Source organism: Microcoleus sp. S1D4 (assembly GCF_036700765.1).
GTDB lineage: Bacteria > Cyanobacteriota > Cyanobacteriia > Cyanobacteriales > Microcoleaceae > Microcoleus.
On sequence record NZ_JAUBPP010000016.1, the window covers coordinates 131,870 to 155,845 of the forward strand.

The window sequence follows — 23,976 nt, forward strand, 5'->3', positions numbered from 1 at the left end:
TTTAAAATTCAGACTTTAAGGTTCCACATTGTCCGTGATGGCGCAGCAGATGGTCGCACAACACTAAAGCTACCATTGCTTCCACCATTGGCACAGCTCTTGGCAAAACGCAAGGGTCGTGCCGTCCTTTGGCCGCTAGCAGCGTTGCTTCACCCTCTCGGGTAACTGTGCGCTGCTGCTGACGAATTGTCGCAGTTGGTTTGAAGGCCGCCCGCAGAATGATATTTTCACCGTTAGCAATGCCACCCTGAATTCCGCCGGAACGATTCGTCACTGTACGAATTGCCCCTTGTTCATCAGTATAGTATTCATCATTGTGTTCGCTGCCCAAAAGCATAGTCCCGGCAAAGCCAGAACCAATTTCAAAACCTTTGCTGGCGGGTAAGGACATGATAGCTTTTGCCAAGTCGGCTTCGAGTTTGTCGAATACGGGCATTCCCAGACCTTTGGGTACGTTGCGGGCGACGCATTCGACTACACCGCCGATCGAATCTCCGTTGTCGCGAACTTTTTCGATTAGTTCAATCATTCTTTCGGCGCAGTCGGCATCGGGACAGCGGACGATGTTGCTTTCTACTTGTTCTAAGGTAACAGTGTCCGGGTCGGCGACGCATTCTAAGTGTTTGATGCGTTTGACGTAGCCGACGATTTCGACTCCAGCGGATTGAGAGAGAATTTTTTTGGCGATCGCCCCTGCTGCTACTCTACCAATAGTTTCCCTCGCCGAACTTCGACCTCCGCCTTGCCAGTTCCGAATTCCGTACTTAGCATCGTAGGTAGCGTCGGCGTGGGAAGGGCGGTAAGTTGTCGCCATTTCGCCGTAATCTTGAGGGCGAGTGTCTTGATTGCGGACTAAAATTGCGATCGGAGTTCCCAGAGTTTTGCCTTCAAACACCCCCGACAGAATTTCGCAGGTATCTGCTTCTTTGCGGGGCGTCGTAATTTTGCTTTGGCCCGGGCGGCGGCGATCGAGTTCCGCTTGAATGAACGATGCGTCTAGCGACACCAGGGGCGGACAACCGTCTATTACTACTCCCACACCGCCGCCGTGAGATTCCCCAAATGTCGATATCCGAAATAAATGCCCGAAGGTGTTGCCCATAGTGCTTTCGCCTGAAACCTGATAATTTTTACTTTAACTGGAAGATATATTTTTCCAATAGAGATTTACTGTATTTTTGCAGAATATAGCATTGACTGGGGAGGCGAAAGGTCGATCGGGCACTGCAGAAGTTCGATCGCTGCGGAGAAGGGGAGAGAGAGAGGGCGAGAGGGCGAGAGGGCGAAAATTGGGCAAACCTTCCTTCTTCCTTCTTCCTTCTTCCGACGGACTTACATCCGTTACATCCGTTACATCCCGTACATTGCTCGTTGCCGAACTTCCTTCTTCCCTCTTCCTTCTTCCTTCTTCCTTCATCTCTAATCTTCGTGTTCTTCAAAAGGATCTCTCAATTGCTTGGCGGGAGGGCCGAAAGCCGTGTAAATCGTGAAGCCGGTGATTGCCACCAGACACACACCGAGAGAAATACCTAGAAATGCTGCTGGTTCCATATTGGGGAGCAATTATGAGTTATCCACTCTATAATATTACAAAAAATAACAATCCGTCTCAAAGTCTAGTGATTTTAGGCTGGGTAGGGTATGGCAGCATCCGGGGGAGACGGGGAGACGGGGAGAGTCGGAGACTGCGGGAGAGTCGGGGAGTGGGGGGTCTAAAAAATTGCGATCGCAATTAGCGGTGGAAGTATGTCAAACTTTTCTGTAGAGATTCATTGTAGGTGACTTATGGCACAGCGGACTTGGTTAGGAGATATACTCAAACCCCTTAACTCAGAATACGGCAAGGTAGCCCCTGGTTGGGGAACCACCCTGTTGATGAGCGTTTTCATCGGACTGTTTTTCGTGTTCTTGTTGATTATTTTGCAAATCTACAACTCTTCACTGATTCTGGAGAATGTGGATGTCGATTGGTCGAGTCTCGGCCGCTAAAATTTGAGCGCGAAACAGTCAGGCTAACAGTAAAAGCTGAGGGTAGAGGAGAAAGGGTAAAAGCTAAATTTTCCCATTTTTCCTTGCCCTTTCCCGTTAGTGGCTCGTAATTTAATGCTAACTAATTAAACAAAATACCGGAGAAAAAACATGAATATTTTTGGAATTGGCTTGCCGGAAATGGCAGTAATTTTTACCATCGCCCTGTTGGTATTCGGCCCGAAAAAGTTACCGGAAATCGGTCGGAGTTTCGGAAAAGCACTGCGGGGATTTCAAGACGCTTCGCGGGATTTTGAGTCGGAGTTTACGCGGGAAGCCAAGCAGTTAGAAGAAGCAGTCGCAACTACCAAAAAGCCCGAAACCGAAAAAATCGCGGCAGCAAAGGAAGATACCGCCAACAGTTAGATGAATAACACTCAGAAGTCGGAAAAACCAGCGGAGTTAATAATTCCCCAGCTAATAGTGGGCTTGGGAAATCCAGAACCAAAGTACGATCGCACGCGACACAACATCGGCTTTAATGCAGTCGATACCTTGGCTAAATCTTGGCAAATTTCCCTGTCAGAAAACCGCAAATTTCAAGGCATATTTGGCGAGGGAAATCGGCCGCGAGGACAGAAAATCCGCTTGCTGAAACCGTTGACGTACATGAACCTGTCCGGCCAATCGATTCGGGCGGCCACAGATTGGTACAAAATACCTCCAGAGTCCGTATTAGTAGTATATGACGATATGGATTTGCCGATCGGCAAACTCAGAATGCGGCTAGCAGGTTCAGCCGGCGGCCACAACGGCATGAAATCAACAATTTCTCATTTAGGTACAGACAAATTTCCCCGCTTGCGGATTGGCATCGGCAAACCTCAAAACGATCCTGCTAAAAATGACAAAGATACGATTTCGTTCGTATTAGGAAAATTTTCCTCAGAGGAAAGTCAATTAGTAGAGAAAGTGCTTAAATTAGTTGTAGAAGCTGTGGAACTTAGCCTCCATCAGGGAGTAGAAAAAGCCATGAGTCTTTACAACAATCGTACCATTGCAGAAACAAACGCGGAAACAAAAAGGTGAGTTCGAGACGTTTGCCCGAAACAACTGCATATGTCCGAGTGACTGGCCAATCTTGGCTAAAAGGCACCATTGAGGGTGAAGTAAGTGCCGGCAATTTTGAGTGGCAGTTTCAGTGGCGTTTCACGGCAGAAAAAACACTGATACTGGAACCATCTCGGGGTAGGGCATTGATTCAAGAACCGCTGCACCGTTTTCTGGAGAAATGGGATTATCAGCTTGAACCGGGCGGGGATTATTCCTTTACGGTTCGGGCTCAGTTTTAATACTCAGAAACCGGGTTTTTAGGAAATACTTCGTTACCACACCCTAAAACTCTCAAAAACCCGGTTTCTTTGGCCTGGAAACACCTTGAGTGCAGAAACCGGGTTTTTACGACAATACTTCGTTACCACAGGCTAAAGCTCTCAAAAACCCGGTTTCTTTGGCCTTGACGCTACGAACTAAGAAACCGGGTTTTCCGAGATTTATGGTTTTCAACAAGTATTTTCGTAAAAAACCCGGTTTCTGGCCTCTGATGAAATGCGGGATAATCAATTGATTGGTGGTGATTGCAGCAATTCTTGAATTAAAGCAGGCGCAGTTGCTTCTTGGTAAGCGCCGCAATAATACATCGTCAAAACCGCTTTGTAAGCCCAGTGATTGGAAGGTACATCGGTAAAAGGATTTGGCAGAGTTTCAGCCTGATTGAGCACGCAAGCATTGAGGATTTGTTCTCGCGTTGGCTGCACTTGAACTAAAGAATTATTTAACTTGACTTGTGCGGTAGTTTGTGCTTTTACAGGATCATAAAAGTTAGCACTAATTAGCAGTATAGCTACGGCAAAAATCGTGAGTTTCATAGGTAATTGGTCATTGGGAATTGATAAAATGACAACAGTCAACTGACAACCAACAACTGCCAACTAACAACTGCCAACTGACTACTGACTACTGACTAATTTTTCGCATTCCTACAGCCAAGACGCTCAAAAATAATAGCCCCACTGCCCCAGCCAACGGATTGCCGTTAATTCCAGTCACCCAATCGGGAACAGAGCCAGAATATCGGACTAACTCCCCGATGTTAATTATATAGTATCCCCAGACTAAACCTGCATGAAGCCCGATCGACAAATCCAGCCTATCTTTGCTCGCCTCTTCTTTTAGGACTAATTTCAAATAATAATTCAGCCCGGTAGAAGCAGACATCAAACTCCAGAAAGAAATTCATGTGTCCCAGAATTAATGGAGCATTCCTGTCTTTTGTCCAAGCAAAAGCTAAATCCACTGGAGGAAAGCGCTCAATATTCGCCCTCAATACCAATGCCCGCGCCTCAAACCTAGCCAAATTGCCTCCTAATGGAACAGAAAGTGTTTGACTTTCCCAAATTGCTCCTAATCTTAATCCCATTTCGTAGGGCAATACGTTAACACTAGAACCTGTATCTAGCAAGCCTGATGCACTTAAAGAGCAATTGCGATAAGTTAAAGTTAGTGGCAAGTAAGGCAATGTACTTAATGCACCCAGTTGCGGATCGATTTCGGCAAACACAAATCTGACTTTATCAACCATGTTTTACTGTTTTTTCTTCTGATAATGCTTTTGCTAAAACAGCAGCCGCTTCAAAAGAGTTGTAGGAATTAGTGCTAGATGCTTTGCCTTGCTCTTCTAGCGGAACTATACCTGATTCTTGCAGTAATTCGGATACGATAAAATGCAGTAGTAAAAGTTTGTCAGTGTGAGGCAAATCTTTCACGAGTGGTAGAAGTTCAGCAAGCTGCATAAAAATTTCCCAAGGTTGGTTGTAGAGTATGGTCTGATCTATTATGCCATTTTCAAGAATTGATTAATCCGATCGCCCTTTTGAACGTTCTGACATTTGCCGCATTCCTACAGCCAAGACGCTCAAAAACAAAAGCCCCACTGCCCCAGCCAACGGATTGCCGTTAATTCCAGTCACCCAATCGGGAACAGAGCCAGAATATCGTACTAACTCTCCGATGTTAATTATATAGTATCCCCAGACTAAACCTGCATGAAGCCCGATCGACAAACCCAGGCGATTTTGACAGTTGCGCTTTGCCAAAACCAGTATTAAACCCAACAACAACAAGCCCGGAAACTGGGGCCAAGTCCGCAGCATTGCCTCCACAGATTTGATAAAATGAGATAGGGCAAATATCAGGCTATTCGCCCGCACAGAAATTTGATTGTTGTAATCCCGCTGCAATTCGTCCAGCAACCAACCACGGAATACCAACTCCTCCGCAAAACCCACCCCCAGGGCGCTTAATAGCCCTTCTGCAATGATTCGAGGCAAATTATCAGAATTTTGCCATGCGACAAAGCCGAACAGCCCTTGCACCAAAAATAGGGTGAAAGTAATCGAAATGCCGATCGCCAATCCAGTCAAAAGCTCAAAACCGTTTTGTCGCGTATTGACTAAACCGTAACTTTTGAGCAATTGCGTTTGTCCGTAAACCTGTTTTCCCCAGCGCCGCACTAGAAACAGAAACTCGGCAAACAACAATCCCATTGTCAGAATAGTTGCGAGGTTGCTATCTTTAACTAAGAGATAAATTGGTGCGGCGACGGGCAGCCAGATTGCTGCTAAAATTAATAGGAAACTTATTACTCGTAATAAAAATGGATAATTTGCTATTTTGTTGGCGTTAATCATTGGTGGTAAATTAAATAGATTTTACATGATATTTTGAGAGCATAACATTGCTCGCTGGTGTCAAGTTAAGGTCAAATTTATTCATATACTTCTGTTGGCTGCCGAGGCCAGATCCCCCCTAGCCCCCCTTAAAAAGGGGGGGACAAGATTCTGATCAAACTCCCCCTTCTTAAGGGGGATTTAGGGGGAGCTGTCCTCGGCTATTAACGAACTTAAGAAGGGGGGACAAGATTCTGATCAAACTCCCCCTTCTTAAGGGGGATTTAGGGGGATCTGGCCTCGGCTATAAACGAGAGATACAAAGGTGGTCAGGTTTAAGTTGACACTCACGAGCATTACGGAGTCGCTAATGTACAAAGCCCGCAGAAAAAGCTAGAATAGCATCATATCGGTTAAAACTTTAAGTGAAGCAAAGCTATAACATCAGGTAACAATGACTGAAGCCTCGGATTATTCAAATGTCGATCGCGAATTAGACGACACAATATTAAGTTTCGCAGACATTCAAGCAGAACTCAACCTGCGCCGCGCTAAAGATGCTCTGCGAGATATAGTAGAAAATCTCGACTTGACACCACAAGAGCGAACTGGACTGGAGCCGGAAATTGGCGGCTTGGAAACAATGCTGGACAAGCTAGAGCGCGCTTGCGTGCAAATCGCTGTGTTTGGGATGGTGGGAAGGGGAAAATCTTCGGTTTTAAACGCGCTACTCGGTCAAAATGTGTTTGAAACTGGCCCGACTCACGGGGTGACTCGCACCACAACTATTGGCCAGTGGGATGTGGGAGATGGTGTGGATGACGGTTTACCCGATAGACTTTCGCCAGTTATTTACCGTTTATCGCAAGTAGAATTAATCGATACTCCGGGAATAGATGAAGTTGACGGCGAAACTCGCGAACTTTTAGCCCGCCGCGTTGCTAAACAAGCAGATTTGATATTGTTTGTAGTTGCTGGCGACATTACGAAAGTGGAATATCAAGCACTTTCGCAATTGCGGGAAGCCGGAAAACCCATGTTATTAGTGTTTAATAAAATTGACCAGTATCCCGATGCAGATAGGCTGGCAATTTACCACAAAATTCGGGACGATCGCGTGAGAGAATTGTTATCTCCCGATGAAATTGTGATGTCTGCCGCTTCACCTTTGACGGCGCGGGCGGTGCGCCGTCCCGACGGAAGTATGAGCGTGCAAATGACTCGCAGTTTGCCGCAAGTTGAGGATCTAAAACTAAAGATTTTGGAGATTTTAGACCGGGAAGGAAAATCTTTGGTAGCGCTGAATACGATGCTTTGTGCGGGGGATATTAACGAGCAGTTGGTGCAGCGAAAAATGGAGATTCGAGAAGATGCGGCTAACCGGATTATCTGGAATGGGGTAATGACGAAAGCTGTGGCGATCGCCCTAAATCCAGTTACTGTAGTTGATATTCTTAGCGGTGCGGTAATTGATGTGGTAATGATATTAACTTTATCTAAAGTTTACGGCATTGCGATGACAGAAGCAGGGGCGGTGGAATTGCTGCAAAAGATTGCATTGAGTATGGGGGGAATTACTGCGGGGGAATTGTTGGCTAATTTGGGTTTAAGTTCTTTGAAAGGATTGTTGGGTTTGGCGACACCGGCGACGGGAGGTTTGGCCTTGGGGCCTTATCTTTCTGTGGCTGTGACGCAAGCTGCAATTGCTGGGGTTTCTTGCTACGGAATCGGTCAAGTTACTAAGGCTTATTTGGCTAACGGTGCGTCTTGGGGAGATGACGGGCCAAAGGCTGTTGTGAGCAAGATTTTATCTTCTTTGGATGAGGATTCTATTTTAAATCGGATTAAGGATGAGTTGCGGGCTAAGTTGGATTTGGGGAGTGGGGAAAAACAGCAATCTTAATAGTCAGTAGTCAGTAGTCAGTAGTCAGTAGTCAGTAGTCAGAAGAAGCAATTATGCAATAACAAACACCAATTCCCGATGCCCTGTTTGGCCGATGCCCTGTTTGGCCGATGCCCAATTCCCAATATTATGTTATTAACCATCTCCACAACTCGCGTCCCAGCTACAGATTTAGGTTATTTGCTGCACAAACATCCCGATCGCCTTCAATGCTTTCCGATGACTTTCGGACAAGCCAGCGTGTTTTATCCCGAAGCGAATGCAGAAAAATGCACGGCGGCTTTGCTGTTAGATGTCGATCCGGTTGCTTTGGTGCGCGGCAAGTCGAAATCGGGCGATCGCCCTCTCGACCAATACGTGAACGATCGCCCCTACGTTGCCTCTTCGTTTCTGTCTGTCGCCCTTGCCAAAGTCTTTAGTACAGCTCTATCCGGTCGCTGCAAAGACCGCCCAGAACTCGCAGAAAGCCCAATCCCTCTAACAGTTAATCTCTCCGTTTTGCCCTGTCGCGGTGGCCAAAAGTTTCTGCGCGAAATGTTTGAGCCGCTGGGCTATCAAGTCGCAGCAAAACCGCTGATTCTTGACGCGCAATTTCCAGAATGGGGCACGAGTCCTTACTTTTCGGTGGAACTGCAAAATACAATTTGTTTGGCGGATTTGTTGAGCCATCTCTACGTGCTAATTCCGGTGTTGGATGACGACAAACATTACTGGGTTGGCGATGATGAAATCGAGAAGTTATTGCGTCACGGCGAAGGTTGGTTGAACGCGCATCCGGCCCGCGAACAAATTGCCGATCGCTATTTGAAACGCCAGCGCCGCTTGACGCGCCTTGCTGTGGCACAATTAGCAGAAGCCGATAATCTTGACCAGGAGAAACTAGAAATTTCTCACCAGCAAGAAGAGGAAGTTTTAGAACAGCGAATTAGTCTCAACCAACAGCGTTTAGATGCTGTGATGGAGGTTTTAAAAGCCAGCAATGTTAAGCGAGTTGTAGATTTGGGTTGCGGTGAGGGAAAACTGCTGCGATTGCTTTTGAAAGAAAGTGGGATCGAACAAATTACGGGAGTCGATGTTTCCCACCGGGCATTGGAAATTGCCACGGAAAGATTGCAAATAGAATGCTTATCTCCCGCACAACAATCTCGGATTCAACTAATCCAAAGTTCGCTGATTTATCGGGACAGCCGCTTGACAGATTTTGACGCAGCGGCGGTAATTGAAGTGATCGAACATCTCGATTTAGATCGGTTGGCTGCTTTCGAGCGGGTGTTGTTTGAGTTTATTCGGCCCAAAAGTGCGATCGTCACAACTCCAAATATTGAATATAACGTGCGGTTTGAAAACTTGCCTGCAGGGAAATTTCGCCACCGAGATCACCGCTTTGAGTGGACGAGGGCAGAATTTCAAACTTGGGCGAATGGGGTTGCAGAACGGTTTGGGTTTGCAGTAGAGTTTCGTTGTGTGGGAACCGAAGATTTAGAAGTAGGTTCGCCTACGCAAATGGCAATTTTCGCCCAGTGCAAAATCTATTAATAAAAATAACTGGTTCCTAGGCTCTGCCTAGGAACCGATAGCCAGAGGCTCTGCCTCGCGAGGTTCGATGAAAATTCGAGGCAGAGCCTCTGGATCTGCGTTACTAGGCAGAGCCTAGTAACGAGTAAATCACTATTAAACTATAACTGGTTCCTAGGCTCTGCCTGGGAACCGATGGCCAGAGGCTCTGCCTCGCGAGGTTCGATGAAAATTCGAGGCAGAGCCTCTGGATCTGCGTTACCAGGCAGAGCCTAGTAACGAGTAAATCACTATTAAACTATGAAAATTACCCTTCCAGAACTATCTTTAGTCGTTCTCATCGGTGCATCAGGTTCCGGGAAATCTACCTTTGCGCGCCAACATTTCCTGCCGACAGAAATTATTTCATCGGATTACTGTCGCGGCCTGGTTTCCGATGACGAAAACAATCAAGCTGCAACCGCAGATGCTTTTGAATTACTGCACTTTATCGTTGCTAAACGGCTAGCAGCAGGCCGATTAACTGTTATAGACGCGACAAATGTTCAGCCGGAAAGTCGCAAACCTTTGTTAGAATTAGCCCGAAAATATCATTGCATTTCGGCCGCAATTGTGCTAGATTTACCCGAAAAATTGTGTGCCGATCGCAATCAACAACGTCCAAACCGCAACTTTGGCAGTCACGTAGTTCGCCGCCACGTTCAGAATTTAAAGCGATCGCTACGAAACCTCGATCGCGAAGGATTTCGCTACGTTTACATCCTCCGTTCCCCAGAGGAAATCGACGCGGTAGAAGTCGCCAGACAACCGCTGTGGAACAACCGCAAAAGCGAGTCCGGCCCGTTTGACATCATCGGCGATATTCACGGCTGCTGCGGCGAATTAGAGCAATTGCTGCAACAGTTGGGCTATCAAATTGTGGAAAAAACCAGCGAGTCCGGCTTCTGGGATTTTCCCACTTACGCGCACCCAGAAGGGCGTAAAGCCGTGTTTTTGGGCGATTTGGTCGATCGGGGCCCGCGCATTCTCGACACCCTCAAACTCGCGCGCAACATGGTAGCAGCAGAAACAGCATTGTGCCTCCCCGGCAATCACGATATTAAATTGCTAAAAAAACTCAACGGCAAAAATGTCAAAATCAATCACGGACTCGAACAAACCTTAGCAGAAATAGCAGCTTTGCCCGACGAATTTCGCGAATCTGCGGAAACAAAAATCCGCCAATTTCTAGACAGTTTGATCGGGCATTACGTCCTCGACGGCGGCAAATTAGTCGTCGCCCACGCCGGAATGAAAGCAGAATTTCAGGGACGCGCATCCGGGAGAATTCGAGATTTTGCCTTGTACGGAGAAACAACAGGCGAAATCGATGAATTCGGCTTACCAGTCCGCTACAATTGGGCCGCCGAATATCGCGGCACAGCAGCAGTTGTTTACGGACACACGCCAGTCCCGGAAACAGAATGGTTTAACAATACAGTTGATATTGACACGGGCTGCGTTTTCGGAGGCAAACTAACAGCTTTGCGCTATCCTGAAAGAGAATTTGTCAGCGTTGCGGCTGCTAGAGTTTACTGCGAACCTGTCAAGCCGATCGCACTTACTGCTGTTACAACTCCTCTCACCGCCCAACAGCAATCTGACGATATATTAGACATTGCCGACGTATTGGGCAAGCGGATTATTTCCACTCGCCTGCAAAACAACATTACGATTAAAGCAGAAAATGCGATCGCCGCCCTGGAAGTAATGAGCAGATTTGCCGCTAATCCCAAGTGGCTGATTTATTTGCCTCCCACAATGTCTCCCGTCGCTACTTCCAAAGAACCGGGACTTTTAGAACATCCAGCCGAAGCATTTAGCTACTACCAACACCAGGGCGTATCGACAGTTGTCTGCGAAGAAAAACACATGGGTTCCCGTGCAGTGGTGATTGTTTGCCGAGATGAATCGGCGGCTAAACGGCGCTTTGGGATTCTTAACAACAGCATCGGTATTTGTTACACCCGCACCGGACGGCATTTCTTCAATGATTCTAGTAGAGAAACCGAATTTTTAGCTAGAATCAATGTTGCTTTAACTGCTAGCAATTTTTGGGATAAATTTCAAACCGACTGGGTTTGTTTGGACTGCGAATTGATGCCTTGGTCTGCCAAAGCTCAAGAATTATTGCAGCAACAGTACGCCACAGTGGGAACAGCTTCTAATACTGCGTTTGCGGATGCGATTAAAAACTTAGAACAGGCAAACCAGCGGGGAGTTGAAGTTAGCAATTTACTGAGTCGCCACCAAGAGCGATCGCAACTAGCGCATCAATACGTTAAAGCCTACCAGCGTTACTGCTGGCCTGTCAAATCCATCTCCGACCTCAAATTAGCGCCTTTCCACATCTTGGCAACCGAGGGAAAAGTTCATACTGACAAAAATCACTGCTGGCACATGGAACAGATTGCAGAAATTTGTCAAGCTGACTCGGAATTGCTGTTAGCTACTGAATACAAAGTAGTGGAAATTGCAGATTCTGACAGCCAATCTGCCGGGATAAAATGGTGGGAAAAACTGACTGATGGGGGAGGCGAAGGCATGGTTGTTAAACCAATCGATTTTATTATGAAAAATAGCAAAGGACTGGTGCAGCCTGCGGTAAAATGTCGCGCTAAAGAGTATTTGCGGATTATTTACGGTTTGGAATATTCATTGCCGGAACATTTGGAAAAATTGCGATCGCGCGGACTTTCAGGAAAGCGTTCTTTGGCGTTGCGAGAGTTTGCTCTCGGTATAGAAGCGTTGGAGAGATTTGTGGCGGGCGCTCCTTTGAGGCAAGTTCACGAGTGCGTTTTCGGAGTTTTAGCGATGGAGAGCGAACCTGTCGATCCGAGGCTGTAATCTGAAGGTATAAAGCAGGCCGCTGCTGGGATATTCTATTTCTGATTGTTCGATAGAAGTGAAAACTGTCACAGTTTAAGCCTCCTCAGTTCTCGCTAATTTTATTTTAGCACTATAGCATTTCTCAGAAAGATGAGGTGCCGCTGGGCATAGGGCATAGGGCATATTTCACAATGCTTGAAAACCGCTATAGCTCTAAAAAACGATGACTGAGATCATCCTGACCGTCTTGAATGACAACTAACAACTAACAACTAACAACTAAGAGGGCGGGCCCGCACCATCCACCGCCCCTACCAACTAACAAATAACAAATAACAAATAACAAATAAGAAATAACAACTAACAAATAACAAATAAAATGGCGTTTGTCAAGTACAAACGCCATTTTATAGAGTTACAAACGCGGCGTTTTATCTTGTTTAAACGACGCTAACCATTGGCGAAGTTCGTTGGCCGCAATCTCGCGGCCACCCAAACCAAAGGCTAGAGCAATTCCAACTGCGATCGCCCCTAGCAGCAGCCCGAAAGCTAAATTCACAATATCGCTGCCAATGCCCATTTGTTGCAGCGCTAATGCTGCCACAAAAGCAATAATCGCGATGCGAGCCGTTTGGCCCAACAACCGCGCTTGGCGAGTTCCAGAACTAGCAATCAAACTAAAGGCCAGGTTCGCCAAATACAAGCCGATCGCAAATACGACCAAACCGGCCAGCACTCTACCTGCAACCAGCACAATACCGCTGACAATCGCCGTCAGCGCCGGAATCCCCAGCACGTCGGTAGCAGCAACCACAGCAAACAGCATGATGCCTACCTGCACCACAATGCCGACAAATTGCGAAGGCGTGCGGGCCGGCAGATCCGGTTCTTGCAGAATCGTTGCTTCAGGATCGATCGAACTCGGCGGTAGTCGTAGCGGCTGTTTCGGCTGCACTCCCAACCAAGAAAAGATATTGTTAAACCCAATTCCGGTGAAGATATTAGTCACCAAATCGCCGATCCAGCGCCCCAAAATGTAAGCAACTGCCAGAATTATGGCTGCTGTGAAAATGTTGGGAAGCGCGCCCAGAATCGTGTTGAGCATCGCGATGGCCGGCAGCGAAATCGCTTGGATGTCCAAAGCGTTCAAAGCTGCGATCGCCGTGGGAATCAAAATCAACACGTAGACGATCGTACCGATAATCCACGACAGCGATTGTCCGCCCGAACTCCGGGAAATACCAAACCGAGCGCCCAAACTGTCCGCCCCAGCAGCAGCCAGCAGGTTCGTAACAATCCGCTGCACCACTTGAGCCAGCAGCCAGCCGATAAACCCAATCACCAAAGCTTCCAGGATTTTCGGAATTGCCGCCAAAATTTGGTTTAGCAAATTATTAACTGGTAGCAAAGCCTGCTGCAATTCCAGCGATTCGAGAACCGACGGCAAAAACAGCAGAAAAATGAACCAGTACAGCGCATTCGCCAGAGTCTCGCTCAGCAGCAAAGGATTCTCGTTTGGTGCATTCCCCACCTGCTGATTCAAGCGCTCGTCTACGCCAAAAGTCCGCATCGCCCGCGATAGAGCCAATTTGGCAATTGTCGCCAACACCCAAGCAATCCCCAGAAAAATTAGGGCTTTGGCTAACTTCGGCAAAGCACCAGCAATTTGATTGAGAAAAGTATTGAGGGGTTGCGAGACAGCCGTTAAATTCAGCCGGTTGAAAAAGGCAACTAGGAAAAAGATAAAAATGATCCAGAATACCGCAGCGGAAATCCATTTTTCCACTTGCGGGGATCCTTGTCCTTCCGGGCGGCCAGTAATCCAACCAGCCAGTCGGTTGTCTATCGTAGTCTTTTTGAGCAATCCCCCGACTAAAGATGAGACCAGGGCTGATACGATCAAGCCAATTAGCAGGATACCGATCGCCCAGAGGAGATTTTCCAGGTTTGAACCCACCACAAAATCGTTAATTCCGCGTTCGGCATCAGCCAGGGGATTCGCGGCGGGTTGGACTTGTGCCAAAATGCGTAGCGTAGCGGGGCGTAAGCCATCGGACATAACGGCTATTGGGTTCGATATCTGTTGAGTTATTTCTTGCCAAGTTTGATTCATTTTTTTCTCAGGTTGACGTCACATTTGACAAGGCAGATCAAAAACTGTCAGAATACGCTTCTAGCTTGCAGGTTTTCATGTCAATTCGTCAAGTTTTCGAGCAATCAATTGAAATTGGCGCTGCAGCCACCTTGGTGGAGCGCTGTATAGTCGATCGCACTTTGATGCACAAGTGGCTCAATCCCATGCTGCGCTGCGAACCAGAGGGCGAGTGGGATACTGCTGTGGGAAGCCGCAGCTTGTTCATCATAAAAATTCCGGTTTTGCAACCCACTTTAAACAGCGTGGTGTTAGAGCGACAACCCGGTTTAATTGTTTGGGGGTTTGACGGATTTTTCCAAGGGTGCGATCGTTGGGAATGCCAGCCCCACATCCAAGGAACTCTTTTGATTAACCGCTTTGAATTCCAAATCCCCAATCCTTTAATTAGATTTGGTTTCAATAGCTTTGCAGCTTCTTTGACAAAAAAAGACATGAAAGACCAACTCCGCCGACTCAAACGAGTAGCGGAGCAATTATCTCAAGAAATTAGTAATAGCTAATAGGTAATACCAATTCCGGTTGCAACCATACATGATTGTTAACTGTTGACAGTCAACAATTATGTATGAGTGCAACCGTAATTGATATTATTTACTTCCCAGCCCCCGGTGATGAATTTGGCTGACAAATCATTTGTCTTGCTTGACCAGCAGTATTTTGCAAAGCTGGGGAATTCTTATAGATATCCTGCATATCTTGCAAATCTTTGATGACTCGCTGATAGATTACCATCGCTTGATTTCCATTCACTTCTAAAGCGGCAGGCCCGTAATTTTGAATCACTTCGATCAGCGATATTTTGCCATCTTTAGAAGCTGCGACTAAAGCATCGCGCAGTGCCGGCGCGCTTTGCAGCCGAGTTGTCGGCGTATAAGCAACCTCGCCCAATTCTTTGAAAACAATTTCCCCAAAATAAGTATTTGCCAGCCGCATTACTAATTGGGAATCTAAAGCCACTTCTCGCGTTAATATTTCGCGCACCGCTTCGGGTTTTTGTTTCGCCAGATTCAGAACGCTTTGCAATTGAGGTGATGCTTGGCCGGTTTGTGCAAAGCTTTGCAAGTCGCTCATCGGTAAAGTTACGTCAACTGCCCCGTATTTTACTGTAACATTGTCTAGTGCAAAGGCTTTGCTGCTGTTCAGAAATACTGCACTTGTCGAGATTAAAAGTGCCAAACCTAATGATAAAGATTTTGACATTTTTTTGGTAAAATGGGCTGACTGTGGTTGCATTCCGTTGAGATAATTTTGTTGAAACTTAAAGTTCATGGGTTTGTGCCTCTTTACGTCAAAATACAGTTTCGATCGATCGCCTGTGCGGGTATCTGTCGAGAAAGTGGAGTCAGGAGTTCCGTAAATGACATAATATTGTACAGTCAGGTCGAGCAAATGTAACCTATCTTTTGATAGGTGTTAATTGCTCGGTTATATGTTGTGTCCAGATTTGCAAAAATTCGATCGAACTTTGTAAAACTTATCGAGTGTAGCTTGGGGTGCGATGTTGTGCGATCGCCCATTTAACTTAGTTCTGATCGAGCCTTGCGAGCAATTGGCGAATTGCAGCAGCATCCTCAGCATTCGGAGCATTTGTCAGGTATAGTTCCAAGTCGTGCCGCGCCTCGGCAAAACGCCCAATTTGATAGAAAAGAATTCCGCGCTCGCGCCTTTCCAACAGCGCATCGGGAAACAACAGCAAAATCCGTTCGATCGCCCCCAACACCCTCAACGCATCGCGCTGCTGCAAATAAATCGCCTTCAAATTTCCCAGCATTCGCCCCAACAACTGCCGCGTACTTACCGGGGCGAGAAAAGCCGGTTGTAACTCCATTGGTTGACCGTAAATTTGAGAAAGTCTCCCTTGACAATCTTCAGGAAATAGTATCTCGCCACCATTAAACGCATCCACAAAAATCCCAGCACCTTCAAAATCCGGCTTAATTAAAAAATGTCCCGGCATCCCAATCCCCACCATCGGAAAATCAATGCGCTTAGCAACCTCCAAATAAACCAGAGATAAAGAAATCGGAATCCCAGTACGGCGATCGAGCACTTGATTCAAAAAACTATTGCGGGGGTCATAATAATCAGCATCATTGCCCGAAAATTCCAAATCCTCATACAAATAGCCGTTAATAGTTTGAATGATCCGCAGCGGATAATTCTGTGGCGGGAGGCGCAAACGCACTCGATCGGCGATCGAATCGAGAACATTTAAATACGCTTGAAGCTCTAAATTCGGGTATTCCTCCAAAGCCACATACAAAGCAGCTTTCGCCAGGTCGATCGAGTTGTCTGGCTGACTAATTTCTTGGTAAAAAAGTTGTCGGGCGATCGTCAAATCCATAATAATAATTTACTCAACATTAATTAACATTTTATCCGCATATCCTGTCACCCAAAAAAAACTCAACAAAACCTCTCTTTTCCTCCTCTCTGCGTTCTCTGCGCCCTCTGCGGTAAAAAAAAAGCATATCCAGTTGCCCAAAAAACCCTCAACAAAACCTCTATTTTCCTCTTCTCTGCGTTCTCTGCGCCCTCTGCGGTAAAAAAAACAGTTTAGTATGTAACGCACACCTTCAAATACCGTGACTTTTACCAATCACCCAACTGCGACGAAAAATCCTAGCCAGAGTCGATTCTTCCAAAGCAAAATAGATAGGTCTGCCGTGAGGACAAGTACGCGGATTGCGAGTTTGTTGCCATTCATTCAACAAATTTTGCATTTGCAAAAGACTCAAAGGAGTGCCGTTACGCATAGCGCTGCGACAAGCAGTAGCAACTTGAGCAGCTTGCAAATCTGCGACTTTACTGAGTTCAAAAAGCGCCGCCGCACAGTCATCTCGATCGGCTAACAATTCAGGCACTTCTCGCGCCGCCCATAGCTGTTCGCCAAATATTTCTACTTCCAAACCCAAGCGGGATAAATTCTCAATTTGCAGGGCAGATAATTGACTGAGAATTACTGGTTTTTCGAGATTTTTTAGCTGCCAAGCCGCACACAATTTTTCGTACAAAACGCGCTCGTGAGCGATGTGTTGTTCTATCAACCACATTCCGCTGGAATGTTCCGCCACAATGTAAGTATTGTGAACTTGTGCGATCGCCCTCAGTTCCATCAATCCTATTTGATGATTTTTTGCCTCTTCGCCGCCTTCATCGTTTGGCCGATCGCCAATTCCTACACTATAAGCACTTTTTTGTTCCGACGCCTTCAGCAATTGTCCCACGCGATCGGGAATATGTGGCGCTGGCAAAACTTCATCATTCAAGTGCAAAGCCCGATCGATTGCCGCGCTAACTTGTGCTTGCCAAAAACTCGGATCGTGCAGATAAATTTCCGCTTTAGCCGGGTGGCGGTTCCAGTCGATTTCTGATGGGGAGATTTGCAGGTGAACAAAACACACGGGATAGCGATCGCGCGGACAAGTACGGGCGAAGGCGCTGAGAATAGTTTGCTCTAATTCGGGCGATCGCACAACCCGCCGGTTCACCGCCACCTTCACCCAATCTGGCCGCCTGCGGTGACAGCGATCGGGCAAACCAATTACTAACTCCAGAGACTGGGAATTAGGAATTGGGAATTGGGCATCGGGAATTGGGAATTGGTAACTCGCCCCTGTTTTTGACAAAAATAATTGCGCCTGTGCGAAACTATCTGGCAATTTATTCTTTTCAGAAACTGAAGGCAAATCTAACTTTAAATATTGCAAATCGCTTGCTCGCACGCCGCGCACAAACTGAGGTAAAATTTGTTCCGCTGTACTGCTAGGAGTGACGTAGAAACAAGCAGTATTTCCTTGACGCAACTGCCAATTAACGTGCGGGTGACAAATAGCAATTTGCTGAATGATTGATTGGATCGATCGCATTTGCTGTGCCGGAGTCAAAAACGTGCGGCGTACAGGCCAATTGCCAAACAAATCAGACACAGTGACTACCGTACCAGGCGCGATCGCCACTGTTTCCACCTCTACAGCAACGCCCGTCCTGCTGTAAACCACCCGCCAGCCCGATCGAGCATTTTTAACTGCTTCCTTCTTAAACGATGAATTGGCCGGGTTTGGTGCAGACTCTCGATTTTTCCAAAAATCGCCCAATCCCAAATCGTTCGATCGGCTCAAAACCTCCAAACAGCCCAACTGAGCCAAACTGTGCAAAGCTTCCCCGCGAAATCCCAAAGTAGTAATTTTGTAAAGGTCTGCTTCCGTGGTAATTTTGCTCGTACTGTGAGGCGAAGCCGCCTGCTGCAAATTTTCCAGATCCATCCCCGTACCGTTATCTGCAACTTGCACCCGCCACTGTTCGGGCCAGACAGACACAACGATGCGAGTTGCACCAGCATCCAGAGAATTTTCAACTAATTCTCGTACCGCAGCGGCGATCGAGTCAATCACTTCGCCGGCGGCAATTAAATTGATAACTTCTGCGGGTAAGGTTTGAATAGTAACTGGCATCAGATTTTTAGCATTTCATTAATTAAATTCTACTTGATTTTGCCACTGGCTACACATTATATTTCACGAAAATTGAGAAAATCTAGATATCTGTATGCTACTTAAATTTGCTCCGATTCTACAATATTGATTGGCAATCGGATGTAAAAAGTTGTCCCTTTTTCATTGTCCGATTCATAGGTTATTTTTCCTTTGTGAGCATCAACAATCGACTTAGCAATCGCCGTTCCCAAACCAGTACCAGTCCGCTTCCCGTAGGTCACAAACGGTTCAAATAACTTGTCTTTAATTGATGAGGGAATGCCGGGGCCGTTATCGTAAATGCTAATTTCTGCCCACTCCTCGCTTTGTGTCACAATAATCTCAACTCGCCCGCCGCGCCCGCCAAAAGCTTCAACAGCATTCCCAACTAAATTTTGCAAAACGCGCAAAATCTTATTATCGTCGGCTTCCACTATTACTTCTGTTACCCGCAGCACTAAATTTACTTTTGCCGCATCAAAATAAACTCTGTTCAATTTTTCAAACTGCTGCAACGTCTGGATTAAATTGATTGGTTTTTTACTTAATGTAGAGTTACCGCGCGAAAATTCTAATACTTCTTCAGCCATCCCCAACATTCGCTGAACTTGTAATTGAATAAGTTCGCACCACTCCTGAGTTTCCTCATCGGGGTGCATTTCTTTGAGCATTTCGCTGGAGAGTTTAATTCCCGTAAAAGGACTTTTGAAATCGTGAATAATTGTACTCACCATTTCTCCGACTAATACCATTTTTTGTTTGTGTACGAACTGGCTAACATATTGATCTGTAGTATCGCGCAAGTTTTTAATAATGAAATTAAACATTTGCAGTACGGAACTGCCTTGAGCCAACTCTAGAGTTGTTATTAGTTCTTGGCGACCTATTTTTGCCAAAGTCGAGCCGCCAAATGCCACAGCTCTAGCACTGCGAGGCTCTCCGTCTAAAACTCCGAGTTCGCCAAAAAAATCGTCTGGCTTAGCGATAGCAATAGCTTGATATTTATTATTTTCAATCCGCTTGCTAAACTCGACTGCACCTGCTAAAACTAGATAGAAAAAATCGGCCGCTTCTCCTTCGTCAAAAACTAGCGTTTCCTCAGCAAAACTCTCCAATACAGCTATTTGACACAGGTGAGCAGCTTGCAGAGGTTCAAAATAAGAGATAAATCGATGAGATGCCAGATCCATGAGATAGTACCTAATGCTTAATTTAAACAGTTTATTTTTTCTATTTTCGCCGATCGGCATCGATGCGTTGATAAAAGACAATACTGCTTGAATCTGGCTCTATATTCTGGCATCCCAGGCCGGGAAAGGGTGATCGCCGGAATGCAGAGCCCGACTCAGACAGCAGCAGCAATCTCGCGCAAATTCTTAGCTAATTGACTAAAATCCATAAATATGGTAATATTTTTGAGATTTTTATTAGATGTGCGATCGAGTTCTGCAGCAGCCATTACAAGATTTTAACTTTAGAGAGAGCGCACAATTTAAATGTCGATCGACTGGCATTGCCAAAAATTAACGATCGCCAGATAAGACGATCGCAGCATTCTGCCCGCCAAAGCCAAAACTCAAACAAATCGCATTTCTCACCAGAGTCGATCGCCTGCAGCGAACAAAATCTAATTCAAACCCCGGTTTTTTCAGGCCGGTGCAAGGCGGCAACATCCCATCTCGAATACTCATCAAACAAAAAGCCGCGCCCAAGGCTCCCGAAGCTCCCAAAGTATGAGCAGTAGCCCCCTTAGTCGAACTAACAGCAACTCCAGGGCGAAACAATTTTTCAATTAACAGCGCTTCCTGTCGATCGTTTAAATCAGTTGCAGTACCGTGAGCGTGAACAAAATCAATATCAACGGCTGCTAAATTGCTGCGTTTCAAACATTGATTTACCGCCGCGATCGCACTTTCCCCCCCGATATCGGGTGCGTTAGCATAACAAGCATCATTTGTCAAGCCAAAACCCGAAACTCGCCCGTAAATTTTAGCACCGCGACGGCTTGCCAACTCGGCGGATTCTAATACAAATAAAGCCCCGCCTTCACCGAGCACCAAACCTTCGCGATGTTCGTCAAACGGATAGCAGCCAGTGTCGGCCAAAGCACCCATCCGGTTAAATCCAGCCACAGTCAGTGGTGTAATCGGCGCTTCCACAGCACCTGCGATCGCCCGCTGACACTCACCAGTGCGGATCAAATCAACAGCGCGGGCGATCGACTGCAGGCCCGTCGCACAAGCAGCCATCGGCGCGAGCACGGGCCCCGTCGAGCCAATTGCTCTCGCCGCCGCGATCGCCCCCATATGAGGCAAAAAATCCACGAATCGATAATCGGTAATCGGGAATGGGCGATCGAAAATTGAGCATTCCCTTCCCTCTTCCCTCTTCCCCCTTCCTTCTTCCCTCTTCCTTCTTCCTTCTTCCCTCTTCCCTCTTCCTTCACTTCCCAACTGTTCCAAATTTCCCTGAAATCCTCGACTAGAACCGATCGCAATTCCGCAATCGCGCAAAGGCAAAGTCAAATTAGCATCTTGCAAAGCCTCTGCTAAAACAGGCAGAATTAAACTTATTAAATCAGCAGGTTTTGTACCAACCAAAGCCAAAACTCGCGGTTCAAGTTCTAAAAAAGGTTTATGTATCTCAATTCCAGACTCACCCGCCAACAGTCTTTTCCAGCTATTTGGCAGATTACCCAAAGCTGAAACAAGACCAATTCCAGTAACAACAACATCCATTTTTGTACTTAGCCGTAATGGAGCATCTCAGTTTTGTTTATGTAGTGTCCTCCGAAGTTCGCTTCCTTCTATAGCTCGCTTTTCAAGGACAGTAATACAACAAAAAATGCTTTATGTAAAAATGAAATGCTCCCACCTTAAATCATCAGTCACCAGTTTGTCAGTCAATCCTTCATCCTTAATGACTCATGACCAATGACCGATGACTAATGACTAATGACTAATGAATAATCATATCGTTTCCGGTTGCATCGGAATAATAAAATACAGTCAACAGTCAACAGTCAATAGTTAACAGTCAACAGTCATGTATGAGTGCAACCGGAATTGATATGACCAATGACCAATGACCAATGACTAATGACTAATGACTACCTTCAGCTACCAGGTTTAAAATTTTCCAAACCCTGAGTAACAGTAGCCTTCTCAATCCGATCGCCCGCTTCAATCTTATCAACCACATCCATCCCTTCCTTCACGTACCCAAAAACCGCATAGCTACCGTCCAAAAACGGTACATCGGTCAAAGTAAAGTAAAACTGAGAAGAAGCCGAATCAGGACTCTGCGATCGAGCCATCGCCACAGCCCCGCGAGTGTGCATCAACACAGGTTTTTGATCGATTCCAGCTTGTTCTAGCGTTTTGCTGTAAGTCGGACTCGGAGCACCTTTAGCTTTAATTTCCAGAGGAATCCTGCGTTCTGCAGATGTTTTCGGGTCAATAAAACCCCCAGTTCCCAGCCGCGCCGTAGGGAATTTAGGGTCTTTACTCTGCGGGTCGCCGCCCTGAACTACAAAAGGCTGAGGTTCCCGCACTACTCGGTGAAATACCAGCCCGTCGTAGACACCTTTCTGAACCAAATCGACAAAATTGCCCGCAGTAATCGGTGCATTTGTGCCGTCAACTTCGATCGTAATTGGAGCACCTTTGACGATCATCACCACCGTTGCTTTTCCTTCCAAACGCGGCAAATTGCTAAATTGCGAACTCACCGCCACAGCATTAGAAGGAGACGGAGGTGGAGTCAAAGAAATGCTTTCACCAGACACCGGATTCGGTGTCGGAGTTGAGTTAGCCTGCGGAGAACTACCGCATCCCCCGACAAACAGCGCACCAATTATTAAAAGTGAGAACAACCACCGCTGAATTTTGATTTGCATTTGCATTTGCATTTGTATTTTCACTTTCATTTTCCTTCAACCGGGTAAGGTTTACGGCGAGGCGCACCCTAGATTTATCGATTTGGTGCGTCGCCGTTCAACTTACTAAACATTACCAATTCTGCGATCGAAAATCCCCAATTCCCAATCTCTCAATTCCGAGATTTCTCGATTTGGTGCGCCGAAGCGCACCCTACAAGACATTACCAATTCTGCCATCGAAAATCCCCAATTCCCAATCTCTCAATTCCGAGATTTCTCGATTTGATGCGCCGAAGCGCACCCTACAAGACGACAAGACATTAACAATCGAAAATCGAAAATCGAAAATATCTACAGTCCTTCTAGGGGAACTTGCAAAAATCGAGCTAATTCCGCAGCTTGATTTTCCACATCAGACAAAGCAATCGGCTGTCCGACTCTAGTTAGGGGAAACTGACGGCGGTCTTTCAGCTTGAGATAAATGCTGCGGCGGGGACTGAGACCTTCTTTAATGTCCACCCGCACAGATTGCACGTCGGATGTTTTGCAAGTAAAATCAAGTTTGCGGTTTTTGCCGGGAAATCCCCAGCGAAAGATCCGAATGTTACCAGTTTTGCGATCGAACTCATTGTATCCGCCGCCGACATCCCACAGAACAGTCAGCCACAGGTAAAGTGCCAACAGCACGCCGCAGACACCGTAGAAACCCATCGCAATGCCTTGGGGGATAAAAATGAGCTCAGTCGGGTCAGCAAAAGGCAGCAGGTTGACGTGCAAGTAGCTCGAAAGGCCCGAAAGCAGGAAACCAGTCCCTCCAATGGTGACAATCGTCGCCCACCAGTAATTGCTGAAGCGGCGGGAACCCAAAACCTCGTAGCGGAGGATAGAATCGATCGAGGTCGTTGCTTTTGCAGTCATAAGATTAAACAGCCTTAAAGCCAAATTTTAATTCAACTAGCCTACCTCACTCGCACTTCCTTGGCGCGACTGGCTCCTCAACCACCCTTAACTGCGCCGGCGAAAAGCGAGTCAGTTGGCTTGGAAGTACCTCGAATTTCTCGCTTGTGGAACCGATCGCGACTGGGGGAGTACGCATCTAGTGGGGAAATTCTGGTGTTTGAGTTGAAATTTTATCAACTTATAATATATAGTTATGTTAACTTTAATTAGAAACCTTGGTCTTTTAACAAGCAAGAGGATTTTATAACTATGACAATCGCAGTCGGACGCGCCCAGACCGAAAGAGGCATCTTTGATGTACTCGACGACTGGCTCAAGCGCGATCGCTTCGTCTTCGTAGGCTGGTCTGGGATTCTGCTATTTCCCTGCGCCTACCTATCCATCGGTGGCTGGCTAACCGGCACCACCTTCGTCACATCCTGGTACACCCACGGTTTGGCAAGCTCGTACCTCGAAGGAGCCAACTTCATCACCGTCGCAGTATCCACCCCAGCCAACAGCCTCGGACACTCCCTGCTGTTCTT

Annotated in this window: 24 protein-coding genes and 1 pseudogene; 9 read left to right on the forward strand and 16 right to left on the reverse strand. The window is 46.6% G+C overall.

Annotated features, from left to right (window positions below; all coding sequences use genetic code 11):
- Nucleotide 1 precedes the first annotated feature (1 nt).
- The 3 genes from aroC to psbN are packed head-to-tail and all read right to left on the reverse strand — an operon-like array spanning nt 2 to nt 1,551.
- Complete coding sequence (gene aroC / locus QT998_RS17970) at nt 2-1,102, reverse strand: chorismate synthase (protein WP_333093539.1); 1,101 nt, start codon at nt 1,100-1,102, stop codon at nt 2-4.
- Nucleotides 1,103-1,135: 33 nt separating this feature from the next.
- Nucleotides 1,136-1,417 carry a hypothetical protein gene (locus QT998_RS17975; protein ID WP_333218104.1) on the reverse strand — a complete coding sequence of 94 codons (282 nt, stop codon included), beginning with the start codon at nt 1,415-1,417 and terminating at the stop codon, nt 1,136-1,138.
- 2 nt (nt 1,418-1,419) lie between these two features.
- Entirely contained in the window at nt 1,420-1,551 is a 132-nt protein-coding gene (gene psbN / locus QT998_RS17980) for a photosystem II reaction center protein PsbN (RefSeq protein ID WP_333093537.1), read from the reverse strand.
- A 234-nt stretch (nt 1,552-1,785) separates the two neighbouring features.
- On the opposite strand from psbN, the gene psbH reads away from it, so the two are divergent.
- The 4 genes from psbH to QT998_RS18000 all read left to right on the forward strand — a co-directional run bounded on the left by psbH (nt 1,786) and on the right by QT998_RS18000 (nt 3,320).
- The gene (psbH, locus tag QT998_RS17985) at nt 1,786-1,989 is read left to right on the forward strand and encodes a photosystem II reaction center phosphoprotein PsbH (RefSeq protein ID WP_006633692.1); all 204 of its coding nucleotides are present in this window, start codon (nt 1,786-1,788) and stop codon (nt 1,987-1,989) included.
- Between the two features lie 150 nt (nt 1,990-2,139).
- Entirely contained in the window at nt 2,140-2,394 is a 255-nt protein-coding gene (locus QT998_RS17990) for a TatA/E family twin arginine-targeting protein translocase (RefSeq protein WP_333118783.1), read from the forward strand.
- Nucleotides 2,395-3,057, forward strand: coding sequence for an aminoacyl-tRNA hydrolase (gene pth, locus QT998_RS17995; RefSeq protein ID WP_333118784.1), 663 nt, complete (start codon nt 2,395-2,397; stop codon nt 3,055-3,057).
- A complete protein-coding gene (locus QT998_RS18000) occupies nt 3,054-3,320 on the forward strand; it encodes a DUF3146 family protein (protein ID WP_194010069.1) in 267 nt (88 codons plus the stop codon). The genes pth and QT998_RS18000 overlap by 4 nt, the downstream gene beginning before the upstream one ends.
- Nucleotides 3,321-3,587: 267 nt before the next feature.
- On the opposite strand, the gene QT998_RS18005 is transcribed toward QT998_RS18000, so the two are convergent.
- The 5 genes from QT998_RS18005 to QT998_RS18025 form a co-directional block, all read right to left on the reverse strand.
- On the reverse strand, nt 3,588-3,896 hold the full coding sequence (locus tag QT998_RS18005; RefSeq protein ID WP_333118787.1) for an S-layer protein: 309 nt from the start codon (nt 3,894-3,896) through the stop codon (nt 3,588-3,590).
- Between the two features lie 88 nt (nt 3,897-3,984).
- Entirely contained in the window at nt 3,985-4,215 is a 231-nt protein-coding gene (locus QT998_RS18010; RefSeq protein WP_333118790.1) for a hypothetical protein, read from the reverse strand.
- Nucleotides 4,178-4,609, reverse strand: coding sequence for a hypothetical protein (locus QT998_RS18015; RefSeq protein WP_333118791.1), 432 nt, complete (start codon nt 4,607-4,609; stop codon nt 4,178-4,180). Before QT998_RS18015 ends, QT998_RS18010 begins: the two co-directional genes overlap by 38 nt.
- On the reverse strand, nt 4,602-4,820 hold the full coding sequence (locus QT998_RS18020; protein WP_333093419.1) for a hypothetical protein: 219 nt from the start codon (nt 4,818-4,820) through the stop codon (nt 4,602-4,604). Before QT998_RS18020 ends, QT998_RS18015 begins: the two co-directional genes overlap by 8 nt.
- Nucleotides 4,821-4,883: 63 nt before the next feature.
- Entirely contained in the window at nt 4,884-5,717 is an 834-nt protein-coding gene (locus tag QT998_RS18025; protein ID WP_333118793.1) for a CPBP family intramembrane glutamic endopeptidase, read from the reverse strand.
- A 433-nt stretch (nt 5,718-6,150) separates the two neighbouring features.
- On the opposite strand from QT998_RS18025, the gene QT998_RS18030 reads away from it, so the two are divergent.
- The 3 genes from QT998_RS18030 to QT998_RS18040 all read left to right on the forward strand — a co-directional run bounded on the left by QT998_RS18030 (nt 6,151) and on the right by QT998_RS18040 (nt 12,000).
- Nucleotides 6,151-7,599 (forward strand): GTP-binding protein, encoded by a 1,449-nt coding sequence (locus QT998_RS18030; protein WP_333118795.1) that lies wholly within the window; start codon nt 6,151-6,153, stop codon nt 7,597-7,599.
- A 129-nt stretch (nt 7,600-7,728) separates the two neighbouring features.
- A complete protein-coding gene (locus tag QT998_RS18035) occupies nt 7,729-9,135 on the forward strand; it encodes a 3' terminal RNA ribose 2'-O-methyltransferase Hen1 (protein WP_333118798.1) in 1,407 nt (468 codons plus the stop codon).
- 279 nt (nt 9,136-9,414) lie between these two features.
- Nucleotides 9,415-12,000 (forward strand): polynucleotide kinase-phosphatase, encoded by a 2,586-nt coding sequence (locus tag QT998_RS18040; RefSeq protein WP_333118800.1) that lies wholly within the window; start codon nt 9,415-9,417, stop codon nt 11,998-12,000.
- A 397-nt stretch (nt 12,001-12,397) separates the two neighbouring features.
- Here QT998_RS18040 and QT998_RS18045 read toward each other — a convergent pair whose 3' ends face one another.
- The gene (locus QT998_RS18045) at nt 12,398-14,095 is read right to left on the reverse strand and encodes a mechanosensitive ion channel (RefSeq protein ID WP_333093414.1); all 1,698 of its coding nucleotides are present in this window, start codon (nt 14,093-14,095) and stop codon (nt 12,398-12,400) included.
- A gap of 77 nt (nt 14,096-14,172) precedes the next feature.
- Here QT998_RS18045 and QT998_RS18050 point away from each other — a divergent pair, with 77 nt between their 5' ends.
- On the forward strand, nt 14,173-14,637 hold the full coding sequence (locus QT998_RS18050; protein ID WP_194010060.1) for an SRPBCC family protein: 465 nt from the start codon (nt 14,173-14,175) through the stop codon (nt 14,635-14,637).
- 91 nt (nt 14,638-14,728) lie between these two features.
- On the opposite strand, the gene QT998_RS18055 is transcribed toward QT998_RS18050, so the two are convergent.
- The 7 genes from QT998_RS18055 to QT998_RS18085 form a co-directional block, all read right to left on the reverse strand.
- A complete protein-coding gene (locus QT998_RS18055; protein WP_333218106.1) occupies nt 14,729-15,526 on the reverse strand; it encodes an alpha/beta hydrolase in 798 nt (265 codons plus the stop codon).
- Nucleotides 15,527-15,659: 133 nt separating this feature from the next.
- Nucleotides 15,660-16,481 carry a SirB1 family protein gene (locus tag QT998_RS18060; protein WP_333093412.1) on the reverse strand — a complete coding sequence of 274 codons (822 nt, stop codon included), beginning with the start codon at nt 16,479-16,481 and terminating at the stop codon, nt 15,660-15,662.
- Nucleotides 16,482-16,713: 232 nt separating this feature from the next.
- Nucleotides 16,714-18,591 (reverse strand): DNA mismatch repair endonuclease MutL, encoded by a 1,878-nt coding sequence (gene mutL / locus QT998_RS18065; protein WP_333118804.1) that lies wholly within the window; start codon nt 18,589-18,591, stop codon nt 16,714-16,716.
- Nucleotides 18,592-18,692: 101 nt separating this feature from the next.
- Nucleotides 18,693-19,802, reverse strand: coding sequence for an ATP-binding protein (locus tag QT998_RS18070; RefSeq protein WP_333118806.1), 1,110 nt, complete (start codon nt 19,800-19,802; stop codon nt 18,693-18,695).
- 333 nt (nt 19,803-20,135) lie between these two features.
- On the reverse strand, nt 20,136-21,350 hold the full coding sequence (locus tag QT998_RS18075; RefSeq protein ID WP_333093408.1) for a beta-ketoacyl-ACP synthase: 1,215 nt from the start codon (nt 21,348-21,350) through the stop codon (nt 20,136-20,138).
- Nucleotides 21,351-21,727: 377 nt separating this feature from the next.
- A complete protein-coding gene (locus QT998_RS18080; protein WP_442921983.1) occupies nt 21,728-22,516 on the reverse strand; it encodes a peptidylprolyl isomerase in 789 nt (262 codons plus the stop codon).
- 327 nt (nt 22,517-22,843) lie between these two features.
- Nucleotides 22,844-23,410: a photosystem I assembly protein Ycf4 gene (locus tag QT998_RS18085; RefSeq protein WP_194012996.1), complete on the reverse strand. Its 567-nt coding sequence runs from the start codon at nt 23,408-23,410 to the stop codon at nt 22,844-22,846.
- Nucleotides 23,411-23,701: 291 nt separating this feature from the next.
- On the opposite strand from QT998_RS18085, the pseudogene QT998_RS18090 reads away from it, so the two are divergent.
- Nucleotides 23,702-23,976 (forward strand): annotated as a pseudogene (locus QT998_RS18090) (photosystem II D2 protein (photosystem q(a) protein)); the annotation flags it as partial.

Excerpts from the sequence above, each read along its gene's own strand:
- QT998_RS18005 (WP_333118787.1), bottom strand. The coding sequence starts at position 3,896 with ATGAAACTCACGATTTTTGCCGTAGCTATACTGCTAATTAGTGCTAAC.
- QT998_RS18030 (WP_333118795.1), top strand. The coding sequence starts at position 6,151 with ATGACTGAAGCCTCGGATTATTCAAATGTCGATCGCGAATTAGACGAC.
- QT998_RS17975 (WP_333218104.1), bottom strand. The coding sequence starts at position 1,417 with ATGAAGGAAGAAGGAAGAAGGAAGAGGGAAGAAGGAAGTTCGGCAACG.
- QT998_RS18050 (WP_194010060.1), top strand. The coding sequence starts at position 14,173 with ATGTCAATTCGTCAAGTTTTCGAGCAATCAATTGAAATTGGCGCTGCA.
- QT998_RS18085 (WP_194012996.1), bottom strand. The coding sequence starts at position 23,410 with ATGACTGCAAAAGCAACGACCTCGATCGATTCTATCCTCCGCTACGAG.
- QT998_RS18060 (WP_333093412.1), bottom strand. The coding sequence starts at position 16,481 with ATGGATTTGACGATCGCCCGACAACTTTTTTACCAAGAAATTAGTCAG.
- QT998_RS18075 (WP_333093408.1), bottom strand. The coding sequence starts at position 21,350 with ATGGATGTTGTTGTTACTGGAATTGGTCTTGTTTCAGCTTTGGGTAAT.
- aroC (WP_333093539.1), bottom strand. The coding sequence starts at position 1,102 with ATGGGCAACACCTTCGGGCATTTATTTCGGATATCGACATTTGGGGAA.
- pth (WP_333118784.1), top strand. The coding sequence starts at position 2,395 with ATGAATAACACTCAGAAGTCGGAAAAACCAGCGGAGTTAATAATTCCC.
- mutL (WP_333118804.1), bottom strand. The coding sequence starts at position 18,591 with ATGCCAGTTACTATTCAAACCTTACCCGCAGAAGTTATCAATTTAATT.
- QT998_RS18020 (WP_333093419.1), bottom strand. The coding sequence starts at position 4,820 with ATGCAGCTTGCTGAACTTCTACCACTCGTGAAAGATTTGCCTCACACT.
- QT998_RS18025 (WP_333118793.1), bottom strand. The coding sequence starts at position 5,717 with ATGATTAACGCCAACAAAATAGCAAATTATCCATTTTTATTACGAGTA.
- QT998_RS18035 (WP_333118798.1), top strand. The coding sequence starts at position 7,729 with ATGTTATTAACCATCTCCACAACTCGCGTCCCAGCTACAGATTTAGGT.
- QT998_RS18070 (WP_333118806.1), bottom strand. The coding sequence starts at position 19,802 with ATGGATCTGGCATCTCATCGATTTATCTCTTATTTTGAACCTCTGCAA.
- psbN (WP_333093537.1), bottom strand. The coding sequence starts at position 1,551 with ATGGAACCAGCAGCATTTCTAGGTATTTCTCTCGGTGTGTGTCTGGTG.
- QT998_RS18015 (WP_333118791.1), bottom strand. The coding sequence starts at position 4,609 with ATGGTTGATAAAGTCAGATTTGTGTTTGCCGAAATCGATCCGCAACTG.
- QT998_RS18045 (WP_333093414.1), bottom strand. The coding sequence starts at position 14,095 with ATGAATCAAACTTGGCAAGAAATAACTCAACAGATATCGAACCCAATA.
- psbH (WP_006633692.1), top strand. The coding sequence starts at position 1,786 with ATGGCACAGCGGACTTGGTTAGGAGATATACTCAAACCCCTTAACTCA.
- QT998_RS18080 (WP_442921983.1), bottom strand. The coding sequence starts at position 22,516 with ATGCAAATGCAAATCAAAATTCAGCGGTGGTTGTTCTCACTTTTAATA.
- QT998_RS18040 (WP_333118800.1), top strand. The coding sequence starts at position 9,415 with ATGAAAATTACCCTTCCAGAACTATCTTTAGTCGTTCTCATCGGTGCA.
- QT998_RS17990 (WP_333118783.1), top strand. The coding sequence starts at position 2,140 with ATGAATATTTTTGGAATTGGCTTGCCGGAAATGGCAGTAATTTTTACC.